An 11,248-nucleotide genomic window follows, 5' to 3' on the forward strand; every position below is an offset into this window, starting at 1 on the left:
GCCCCCACCTCGGTGGGGGCTTTTTTTAGCCGAGTGATTAAAAAGCGCGACGGCGATAGGTGCGATAATCTGGCGACCAGGACGCCTTTTCAATCAGTTCCCGTAGCGTCGTACCACTGGTTTTCAGTGCCACGCCATTCTGCTGTGCCTGGGCAGCCACTTCAAAAGCAATCGACTTGCTGATATCGCGAATACGCGATAGCGGCGGCAGTAAAGCACCCTTGCCCTCTTTAACCAGCGGCGCTTCACGGGCCAGCGCCCGCGAGGCGCTCATCAGCATCTCGTCGGTGACTCGATTGGCACTGGCAGCAATCACGCCCAACCCAATGCCTGGAAAGATATAGGCATTGTTGCACTGGGCAATCGGATAAGTGCGGCCGTTGTAAACCACCGGCGCAAAGGGGCTACCGGTGGCTACCAAGGCTTGGCCGTCGGTCCAGCGAATAACATCCTCTGGCACGGCCTCTGCCTGGGAAGTAGGGTTAGACAGCGGCATGATGACCGGGTGCTCACAACCCGCGTGCATGGTGCGCACCACCTGCTCGGTGAAGATACCGCGCTGGCCGCAGACACCGATCAGCACTGTTGGTTTGATCTGAGCAATCGTCTCTTCCAGACCTTGACCATTCCACTCGGCGACTAGCGAAGGGTCGTGGGCTAAACGGCGCTGGAAGTCGCGCTGCCACTCTTGATCGCTGGTCATCAAGCCTTCGCGATCGACAATATAAATGCGCGATCGGGCCTCGCTTTCGGTCAAGCCCTCCGCTTCCATCGCTACGACCACTTGCTCGGCGATTCCACACCCCGCCGATCCGCCACCCACAAACACCACACGCTGCTGGGCAATGGTCTCTTCCCGGGCCTGACAAGCCGCCATTAACGTACCCACTACCACAGAAGCAGTACCCTGCACATCGTCATTGAAGCAGCAAAGCTCGTTGCGGTAGCGCTCTAGCAGCGGCACCGCATTGGCCTGGGCAAAGTCTTCAAACTGCAGCAGTACGTTAGGCCAGCGGCGCTTCACAGCAGCGATAAATTCTGCCATGAAAGCATCGTACTCTTCCTGCCCTACTCGCTCGTGGCGCCAGCCCATGTACATGGGATCATCCAGCAGTGCTTTGTTGTTAGTGCCCACATCAATCATGATCGGCAGCGTGTAGGCGGGGCTAATGCCGCCACAGGCGGTATACAACGCCAGTTTACCAATCGGGATACCCATGCCCCCGATGCCCTGGTCGCCTAGGCCTAGAATGCGCTCACCATCCGTCACTACGATCACTTTGACGTTATCTTTGGTGGCGCTACGCAGGATATCATCCATATGTTCGCGGTCAGGATAGCTAATAAACAGGCCGCGGTGGTTACGGTAAATGTTGGAAAATTCCTGACACGCCTGCCCTACCGTGGGGGTGTAAATAATCGGCAGCATCTCTTCAAGATGCTGGGAAACCATACGGAAATAGAGTGTTTCGTTGTCGTCTTGAATGGCGCGCAGGTGGATGTGCTTTTCGAGGTCGCTATGGCATTGTTGGTACTGGCGGTAGACCCGCTCTAGCTGATCCTCAATAGTTTCTACCTTCTGCGGCAGCAAACCAATCAGGTTAAACGCCAAGCGCTCCTGCTGAGTAAACGCGCTGCCTTTGTTCAATAGCGGCATTTCGAGCAAAGAAGGACCGGCGTAAGGAAGGTATAGGGGGCGTCTACTCTCGGTAGTCATAAGCACTCTCTTTTTTATGTCAATCACTGCTGCAATGCAGCAACATCGGGCGTTTGCGGCGTTTGAGCGTAATGTAACATGCTCCTGCGACAAAGGTGGAAGAGAGCGACCATGTTGATAAAAAAACGCCTCGGTTTAGGAAGCCTAAACCGAGGCGTGATGGCGCGATTAACTAGTGATCTAACGATGCCCTAGCAAGTTTTAGCGGTGGGTTTGCGCCCCTCCACGCCAGCGAAGAAGAACGGCCGCAGCTTAACGCCAAACATGTTGCCCGCAAACGCCGCTACCAGCCATACCCAACCGTGAAGGCTGCCAGAGGCAATGCCGCTGAAGTAAGCACCAATATTGCAACCAAACGCCAAACGCGCGCCATAACCTAGCAAGATGCCGCCGATGACCGCGGCCAAGATAGATTTCAACGGGATTCTGAAGTTAGGTGCAAAGCGACCCGCCAAGCTGGCGGCAGCCAGCGCGCCCAGCATAATACCGACATTCATTACCGTAGTGATGTCGCTCCATACGCTGGCTTTAAGGGCCGCTGCGTTGCCAGGGGACTGCCAATAGCCCCACTGGCTGACATCGCCGCCCACCAGTTCAAAGCCTTTAGCACCCCACAGCGCAAACGCAGAGGTAATTCCCCAAGGGCGGCCTGCCAGTGCCAAGGTGGCAAAGTTGAGCAGCGCCAACGCCACCGCGCCCGCCACTAACGGCCAAGGCCCAGTCAACCAACGCTCATAGCCATGCTTATCGACCATGGGCGCCTGTTCTAACTGACCATGACGACGCTTCTCCATCACCCAGGTAAACGCCGCAATAGCCGCAAACAGCACCAGGCTAATGGCGATCCCCCCACTGACCCCGGCGACGTTAACCAGCGATACCGGTTGAAAAGCCGGTAAGCTCTGCCACCAGGCAAAATGCGCCGAGCCAATCACCGAGCCGACAATAAAGAACACCAGCGTAATCAACATACGAGCGTTACCGCCGCCCGCGGTAAACAGCGTGCCAGAGGCACAGCCGCCGCCTAACTGCATGCCCACACCGAACAGGAACGCCCCTACAAGCACGGAGATACCAATAGGCGCCACAAAGCCCGACACCTCGTTACCAAACAGCGTGCCCGCCCCCAGGGCAGGGAAAAACAGCACCACGGCAATGGCCAGCATCACCATTTGGGCACGCAGGCCACGCCCCCGCCGCTCAGTAATAAATACCCGCCACGCTGAGGTAAAACCAAAGGCAGCGTGATACAGCACCATGCCAAATAGCCCGCCGACAATCATCAACAGGCCAATGTTGGCGTCAAAGACAACCCCAATAAGCAACGCACCCAGCACAATCGCCGCTGTGGCTATCAGCGGCACGCGATAGCTCTGCGGCGCAGCAACCGTCGTTGTAGACATACATTCACCTTTAGCAGCACCAAAAGCGCCTGTTAACAAACAGGCGCTTTTGGTAGACATGGACAATAGTTATAAGCCTAACGATAGCTGTAGAGTGCGGGAAATTCTTTGTTGAGAGGTGCTTATGTCTTTATGGAATATATGGATGCTGGAGCCACACAGCAGCTTGGCACTATGTCCTACTCCACCTCTTAAACTGGTAAATCGGATGCCAGTGTGAGTTTTTTTGGCGCAAGCGGGTAAGACGGTGTATTGGACGCATGGTAGGTGCGCCCGCTGATCAGCGGCTGGCCCGGTTCAGCCTCCAAATGTGATATTATAACCTCATGATCAATCCTGTGGGTCGCCATGCTGCCATAGTCGCCGCTTAGGCAACCCTCACCCAGGGGCGTATCGAACGAAAAAAGAACTACTCGAAGTTTTCCCTCTTAGAATAAAGTGCTTAACAATTTGTAGAAATCTCCCTTGTTTAATCTATATCGACCTTCACCCCGGAGAACGGGATCTCCGGCGGGGCCATCTGGCGCAGGATGGTCAGATGGATATCTAGGTTCAGTTTGGCCAGGTTGTTAACGGACCATTCACCGCCTGCAACTAGGGCAGGCTCAAAGCCATAGACTTCGTCCGGCCTCAGCGGGCCCAGCTTCTTCAGGGCCTGGGTGAACAGCGGCTTTTCGCTCATGTCGGTGAGGATCATCAGTTCGTCACCACGCAAGTAGTCGGGGGCGATCAGATCCGCCGGGGCGCTGTGGTGAAAGCGATAGTCGAAGTCTTCGGGCCAGTAGGGCAAACGCTGGGTTTTCCAGTGGTTGTCGAAGGTGCCTTGATAACTGACCCGGGGCTCCCACAAGGGGGCGATGGGCCCAAAGCTTGCCGGGGCCGGACGGTCAAAGGGTGAGGTGACCAGCCAGTCCGGGTCTTCCAGTTGGGGTGCGGGTAGCCGTGTCACAGCGTTAAGGTCGGGTTTGAGGTACCGGATGACCTCGCTGGACACCCGCTTATAGTCAGCGCGTGATGGCAACCAGCCCCGCCCGGCGGGGTAGTAGAGCGTGTTAGCGAGGGCGTCCCCGTCGGGCAGGCTGTAGTGGCCGCCGAAGGCGTAGCGGTAGTCCAGCGGCACTTCGCTCACCGGTGAGGGGTCAGTGACCCGCCAGCCACCGAGCAGTTGCCAGCGGAACTCCCGTGGCCCACGCACGATCAGGCGTTTGTCCAACGGGCCTACCTGTACCCGCACCTGCCAGGTGCTGCGCGGTTGCCCGGTGGGCGAGCGCAGGGTGCCATGCACGTGCACTTCGGTGCTGAGTTTGCCGAGCAGCACGTCGCGGTCGTCGGTGATGACCTGGGCATACAGGTTGTCGTTGTCGCCCTCTAGAGTGGCCTGCCAGCGAATCGGCTGCTGGTGGCTGGCTTCGAACAGCGGCCAGTTGTCTTCGGTGAACTGGTAGGTGGCGCGTACCACCACCACATCATACTCTTGGTCGCCGGGGCCGAGCTTGCGATACAGCGCATGGGGGAACGACGTTGGATTAATCACTTGCGCCATGTACTACCACCCCGGCGACTTAGCGTCGCTTGGTTCAGGGCCATCGCTTTCCTCGGCACTTCCCGGTGCGGGCTGGGCCGTGCCGGTGTTGAGCAGGACGTCATCGGGGCCGTCGACATGCACCTTGGTGCCCGCCTTGACGTGGATCTCGCCGGCATCCAGGTAGATGGCGTCCTCTGTGAGCACTAGCCGACTATTGCCTACCTGCAGGGTGAGCTGCTTGCCGGCCTTGAGGGTGATGTTGCGCCCGACATTGAGCGAGTGGTTGAGCCCCACCTGGGTGCTCTTGCTGAGCCCGACCAGGGTGTTCATGATCGCCCCGACGTTGAGGCTGTAGCCCATGCCGACGTTCTGCAGGTACGCCTTGCCAACGGTTTCGGTTTTGTTCTTACCGACTTTGCTCGACCAGTTTTTACCGATGCGGTCGGTTTCGTTGCCATCCACCGTTTTGCGGCGGTTCTTGTGCACGGTAAAGGTTTGATTACCGTCCACGGTATGGGTCTCGTTGCCATGCACGGTGTGGACTTCATGGCGATGAACGGTGCGGGTTTCGTCGCGGTCGATGTCGGTGGTGCGGTCGCGAAAGACATGCAGGGTGCTGTCGCGTTTGATGTCCTCGGTGCGGTCGTTAAGGGTCAGCAGATCGAGGTCTTTTTGGGCGTGCACCCAGATTTGCTCTTCGCCCGCTTCGTCCTCAAAGCGCAGCTCGTTAAAGCCGTCCGCCTTGTGGCTCTGGGTACGGATGACCGTGCGGGTTTTGTAGGCCGGTAGCGGATAAGGCGGCCGGTTAACCGCGTGGTAGGTTCGCCCGGTGATCAGTGGCTGGTCCGGGTCAGCTTCCAAGTATGAGATTATTACCTCATGACCAATCCGCGGGATCGCCATGCTGCCGTAGCCGCCGCCCACCCAGCCTTGGGCGACGCGCACCCAGCAACTGGTGGTTTCGTTGGGAACAGCATAGAGGAGGTCTGATCAATAATATTGACTATTGCTAATAACAAGCAAAATCCACTGAAAATTTATAGAAGTGACAGCCTAGATAAATCGTATATATCTATTTGGTGCTGCTCAAATAAGTCTTCCAACGCATCGGTTCCTTTCTCTTCTGCATATTGCCTCTCATTTTCCGAGATAGGAACTGCTAACAGCCACGCTACAGTTTTGTTTTCATATTGAACTGTTTGCAAATCATCCCACAAAAAGGGAGAAACAAATATTAGATGCTGCATATCCAGAGACGACTCATACATAGCAACTGCATTCTGCAAAACCGCACCTGGGCAACAAAACCATTTTTCATTGATAATGTAGAAAGCCGCTGTTGTCAGTATATTAGGGAAAACAGTAGTCGAATTAGCTGACGCACCAACCAACTCCAAACGGGCAGAAAATTCGGTACCGTTTTGGATTAAAGGATGATCTGACAAACCAACTGTACCGTAAGATGTCACGCCCTCGCAGGGCTGATCTGCACACGTGACAAGGTCAACAAAAGAGTTTTCTGCTTCATCCCAATACCTATTTACGCTAGGTTTTCCTTCAAAAATTGCCGCAAGCCTTCTAGCAATTTGTTTATTCTCTTCAGATATATTTGCCATTTAAAGCCTCTCTCAGATCTAAAAGCCAAAATAGTCATCGGTGAGATTTTCACCTTTATGGCTACGGTTTGAACTTGGATGTTCGGGCCTGAAATGACCCGGCGTATTATGTTCATTCAAGAACTGACGCCTCGTTAAATCGCGTTCTGCTGCACTTTGTTGATGTTTTCGGAATTCGAAACCAGGTTTATGCCCCATATCCCAGGGGCGATTTGGATCCAGAGCCTCTTTAGTTATAGGATCATAGACATTACCATCTGGCGCTCTCGCATTTTCCCAAACTTGCTCCCTGACACCCTTGCGATAACCTGATGGCCGTTGGTAAAGCTTTCGTGCCTCTGGAGTTAAATTTCCAGACTCATCAAAATTAGAATTTGCCGTTCTTGAATTGCTTGTATCTCCTGCATCGCTATCCCTTCTAATCCTATCCGAAGGCGATTCTACATGCACCCCCTTGCTAGGTGGAGGCGGAGGAGGTGGCGTCTCGAGGTCGGGGATTTTAGTCGCCCCTCTGAGCACGCCGGTGCCCTTCCCACCTACTAATTCGCCAAGTAGTACCGCCGCGCTCATCTCCATGGCGCCGAAGGTGCCGTTACGCTCTTCGGCTTCTTGCCAGGCTTCTACCCCCGCGTCCCAGAGCCCGCCGTAGGCTTCTCCGGTGCGCTTCCATTCTTCTCCGAACCGTCCAGCGCGCTCTGCGTCACCAGTGACGTAGCCAACCCCACTGTCGAGTAGATCCAATAAGCCTGGCCCAGTAAGTACGTCCACCGCTTCATAGGTGTCTTTGGCGCCTTGCCACGCACGATCACGGGCGGCCCCGGTGGTAGCCTCGTCACCGGTAAACGGTAACATTTCCCAGGCGGTTTTGGCCGCTGACTTGACGCCTTCCCATTTGTCGTTAATGACACGGAGACCCTCTTCGCCAGGGTTATAACCGGGACCGCCCTCGCCTGATTGCTCGGGGGAGCTGTCGACTGACTGTTGCTGGGTGGTCAGATAGCCAGGGGTGCCGCCCATACCGGCTGCGTTGCAGTTGACCGTGCAGGGGCTGTCGTGGCGAGCCACCGGCAGGCCATTGACCTTGACGTTACGCTGGCCTTGGAGGATCAGCACACAGCCGCTACCTAAAGAGGTACCCGACACCACATGCCGGCCCGCATCGCCTTGAACACCTTGGAACAGGTCGCTCTCGCGATAAACCTCACGCCCGGCAGCGATCACGTTGGGGGAGTAGCGCACCGGGTTGTCCAGCGTGGCGCTGGAGTCGAAAGCCGTAATACTATTACCCACCCAGCAGAAGTCGGGGGCGCTGGCAATTGCTTTCCATACACCATCGGAATTCGCGATGTGCTGGCTGAGGCCGCTCAGCGGCTCTCCTTGGGATTCTGCTGGCGTGCTGCTGTTACCATCAGGAAGCTCGTCTTCGTTCTCGCTGGGGTCGTCGCTCTCAATAACAACCCGCAGGGTCGGTAATCTGATGTCTTCAGGTTCAGCCATTCGAGCCCCCACCGCAGATAGTCAAGGTGTTATCCAACATGGCGTGTTCCTCCGGTGGCAGGTAGCACGGCGGATGCCGTGCGCGGGGAACGCAGCCCAGTCGCGGCGACGACCATCCGGCGCAGCGGATCCTGGGGCGGAAACAGCGCCCGCCAGGTGAGCGTCAGTTCGTTGAGATCCAGGTCGATGCCTACGGTATCCAGCGCTAAGCGGGTCACCGTCTGTTTGCCACTCTGCTGTTCAGCCAGCGCTTTAATGGCAAGGCCGGGCAAACGGGTGCGATAGCTATAGAGGCTGACATTGCCCGACTGGAGACGTTGACTACCGGCCAAGCAGTTGGTGAGGATGACTAGCTCATCGCCGCGCAGGTAGTCGGGAGCCATCAGGTCGGGGTGGGCGCTATTGTAGAAGCGGGCGTCGAAGTCGTCCGGCCAATGGGGGTGGCGGTGGGCGAGCCACTCCTCATCGAGGGTGCCCTGGCGATTGATGCGTGGCTGCCACCACCGGGCGATAGGGCCAAAGCCCGCCGGGGGAAGGCGGTCAAAGGGGGAATGCACGGGCCAGTCGGGGTCTTCGAGCTGCGGCGCAGGCAGCCGCGTGACGGCGTTAAGGTCGGGTCTGAGGTACTTCGCCACCTCGCCTGGCGCCTGCTTATAGTCTGCGCGCTTCGGCAGCCAACCCCGCCCGACTGGGTTGTCGGGGTAGTAGAGAGTGCGAGCAGCGACGTCGAGGGTGTCATTGCCCACCTCGTGCGCTTCCGGCGTGTAGTGGCCACCGAAAGCATAGCGGTAGTCCAGCGGCACTTCGCTGACCGGTTCGGCTTGCGTCACCCGCCAGCCGCCAATCAACTGCCAACGGAACTCCCGTGGCCCGCGTACGATCAGGCGTTTGTCCACCGGGCCCACCTGAACTCTGACTTGCCAAGCGCTGCGCGGTTGGCCTGTGGGTGAGCGCAGGATCCCATGGACGTGTACATCCGTCGTGGGCTTGCCGATGATAAGGTCGCTGTCGTCTACGATGTAACGTGCCTGCCCGCCCTCTGGGCCAGCGGCATAGGTTTCTTGCCAGCGAATGGGCCGTTGGGTCTCGGCTAACGCCAAGCGGCGGTTGTTGCCGGTGAAACGAAAGGTGCCCCTAACCGCCAGTACTTGGTACTCGAGGCCGCCCGGGCCGAGCTTGCGATACAGCGCATGGGGGAACGACGTTGGATTAATCACTTGCGCCATGTACTACCACCCCGGCGACTTAGCGTCGCTTGGTTCAGGGCCATCGCTTTCCTCGGCACTTCCCGGTGCGGGTTGGGCCGTGCCGGTGTTGAGCAGTACGTCATCGGGGCCGTCGACATGCACCTTGGTGCCCGCCTTGACGTGGATCTCGCCCGCATCGAGGTAGATGGCGTCCTCTGTGAGCACCAGCCGGCTGTTGCCTACCTGCAGGGTGATCTGGTTGCCGGCCTTGAGGGTGATGTTGCGCCCGACATTGAGCGAGTGGTTGAGCCCCACCTGGGTGCTCTTGCTGAGCCCGACCAGGGTATTCATTATCGCCCCGACGTTGAGGCTGTAGCCCAGGCCGACGTTTTCCATGCGACCCATGCCGACGTTCTGCAGGTACGCCTTACCAACGGTTTCAGTTTTGTTCTTGCCGACTTTGCTCGACCAGTTTTTGCCGATGCGGTCGGTTTCGTTGCCATCCACCGTCTTGCGGCGGTTCTTGTGCACGGTAAAGGTTTCGTTACCGTCCACGGTATGGGTCTCGTTGCCATGCACCGTATGAACTTCATGGCGGTGGACGGTACGGGTTTCGTCGCGGTCGATATCGGTGGTGCGATCACGAAAGACATGCAGGGTGCTATCGCGCTTGATGTCCTCGGTGCGGTCGTTAAGGGTCAGCAGGTCGAGGTCTTTTTGGGCGTGCACCCAGATTTGCTCTTCGCCCGCTTCGTCTTCAAAGCGCAGCTCGTTAAAGCCGTCCGCCTTGTGGCTTTGGGTGCGGATGACCGTGCGGGTTTTGTAGGCTGGCAGTGGGTAGGGCGGCCGGTTAACCGCGTGGTAGGTGCGCCCCGTGATGAGCGGCTGATCTGGGTCTCCCTCCAAGAACGACAAAATGACCTCATGCCCGATCCTGGGGATAGCCATGCTGCCGTAACCGCCGCCCGCCCAGCCCTGGGCGACGCGCACCCAGCAGCTGGCGGTTTCGTTAGAGGCGGAGTAGCGATCCCAAGGAAACTGTACTTTGACCCGGCCATATTTGTCGCAGTAGATCTCTTCGCCTGCTGGCCCGACCACAAAGGCCACTTGAGGGCCATCGACCCGCGGCTTGGGGTTGGGCACCGGGCGGAAGGTCTGATCCCGGGGCATGATCACCACTTCATTGTGGTAGCGGGTCATCAGCTCGCCTGCTTGCGCTGAGCTGGCCCCATTACCCCCCCGCGCCATGCCATCCTCTTCTAGCGCCTGGGGTTGCTCGCCGTGGTGCACCACCGATACCACCTGCCAGGCACGGTTGAGGCTATCGATATCGTGGTCGGTGAGAGTAAAGCAGGTGCCGGGGGCGAGTTCAGGCAGGTCACTTTCGGCTTCGGCGGTGGTGGCGTCAGCGCGCAGCGATTCTAGGCGATGGCGGGTGAAGGGCTTGCCGGAGGCATCCTTTTTATAGCGCCCTGGGTAGTCGTAGTGTTCGTAATCCTCTCGCTGAGCGTGCTCCCCTAGATTGGGCGCCTGGTGTTCGTGTAGCTGGGCGTAAGGCGGGTTCTTGAAGCTGTAATCCTTGAGTGTGGCCGAGGCGGGGCGTACCCGGCTGACCTGGCGTAACTTGCGCAAGTGACGTCGGGGCGGCGTGCCACCGGCGCGGCCGTGGTAGGTACGCTCGCCGATGTTAGGCAGTACCACCGTGGCATCGGCAAACACCAACTGATGGGCTCCGCCTTCGGCGTTCTCAAACTCATGGAAATAGAAGCAGCCCTCTTCGGCGGCCAGGCGCTCGATAAAGGCCAGATCGGTCTCGCGATATTGCACCAAGAACTCACGGTTGGGCGGAGTACGCGTAGTGGCAAACTCGATATCGGTGAGGCCGCGCTCGCTGGCTAACGTTTTGATTGCATCATGAGGGATGGTGTCTTGAAAGATACGCGAGTTATGCCGTAGCGATAGTCGCCACAGGGCGGGGCGAATTTCCACGCGGTAAAAGCTGCGCCGGTGCCCGCGATCGCCGCGATGCAGCTCAGCGATAATGCCATGCACCCGGCGCAACGGCTCGCCATCCTGCCAAATGGTCAGCGTGGCATTTTGATCCAAACAGTCGCTGGGCGACAGGTCGTGGGTGCGGCTGGCGAACTCAACGGTGAGCGCAAACGTCTCCGACAGCGCTTCGCGGTGGGTAAAGCTCACCACCGCCGTGTCAGAAGCCCCGGGAAGGGTCAGGGTAAACTGAAGACCCGTATTATCAGCCATTGTAAGATCCCTCTCTGCTGCCACTGCTCGTTAAAAGATCA

General features: G+C 57.9%; 7 protein-coding genes and 1 pseudogene. All 8 read right to left on the bottom strand.

Going from position 1 to position 11,248, the window contains the following annotated elements; all coding sequences use genetic code 11:
• Nucleotides 1–37: 37 nt before the first annotated feature.
• The 8 genes and pseudogenes from YERSI8AC_RS19295 to tssI all read right to left on the bottom strand — a co-directional run bounded on the left by YERSI8AC_RS19295 (nt 38) and on the right by tssI (nt 11,207).
• The gene (locus YERSI8AC_RS19295) at nt 38–1,717 is read right to left on the bottom strand and encodes an NAD-dependent malic enzyme (protein WP_022522010.1); all 1,680 of its coding nucleotides are present in this window, start codon (nt 1,715–1,717) and stop codon (nt 38–40) included.
• A gap of 191 nt (nt 1,718–1,908) precedes the next feature.
• Nucleotides 1,909–3,120: a YeeE/YedE family protein gene (locus YERSI8AC_RS19300; protein ID WP_022522009.1), complete on the bottom strand. Its 1,212-nt coding sequence runs from the start codon at nt 3,118–3,120 to the stop codon at nt 1,909–1,911.
• Between the two features lie 469 nt (nt 3,121–3,589).
• A complete protein-coding gene (locus YERSI8AC_RS19305) occupies nt 3,590–4,663 on the bottom strand; it encodes a DUF2169 domain-containing protein (protein ID WP_022522008.1) in 1,074 nt (357 codons plus the stop codon).
• A 246-nt stretch (nt 4,664–4,909) separates the two neighbouring features.
• Nucleotides 4,910–5,623 (bottom strand): annotated as a pseudogene (locus tag YERSI8AC_RS19310) (type VI secretion system Vgr family protein); the annotation flags it as partial.
• Between the two features lie 59 nt (nt 5,624–5,682).
• Nucleotides 5,683–6,261 (bottom strand): suppressor of fused domain protein, encoded by a 579-nt coding sequence (locus YERSI8AC_RS19315; RefSeq protein ID WP_022522006.1) that lies wholly within the window; start codon nt 6,259–6,261, stop codon nt 5,683–5,685.
• An 18-nt stretch (nt 6,262–6,279) separates the two neighbouring features.
• The gene (locus tag YERSI8AC_RS19320) at nt 6,280–7,758 is read right to left on the bottom strand and encodes an HNH/ENDO VII family nuclease (RefSeq protein WP_022522005.1); all 1,479 of its coding nucleotides are present in this window, start codon (nt 7,756–7,758) and stop codon (nt 6,280–6,282) included.
• Nucleotides 7,759–7,787: 29 nt separating this feature from the next.
• The gene (locus tag YERSI8AC_RS19325) at nt 7,788–8,984 is read right to left on the bottom strand and encodes a DUF2169 family type VI secretion system accessory protein (protein WP_159177323.1); all 1,197 of its coding nucleotides are present in this window, start codon (nt 8,982–8,984) and stop codon (nt 7,788–7,790) included.
• Between the two features lie 3 nt (nt 8,985–8,987).
• Complete coding sequence (tssI, locus tag YERSI8AC_RS19330; protein ID WP_089691643.1) at nt 8,988–11,207, bottom strand: type VI secretion system Vgr family protein; 2,220 nt, start codon at nt 11,205–11,207, stop codon at nt 8,988–8,990.
• Nucleotides 11,208–11,248: the final 41 nt, after the last annotated feature.

The organism is Halomonas sp. 113, from assembly GCF_904067645.1.
Taxonomy (GTDB): domain Bacteria; phylum Pseudomonadota; class Gammaproteobacteria; order Pseudomonadales; family Halomonadaceae; genus Vreelandella; species Vreelandella titanicae.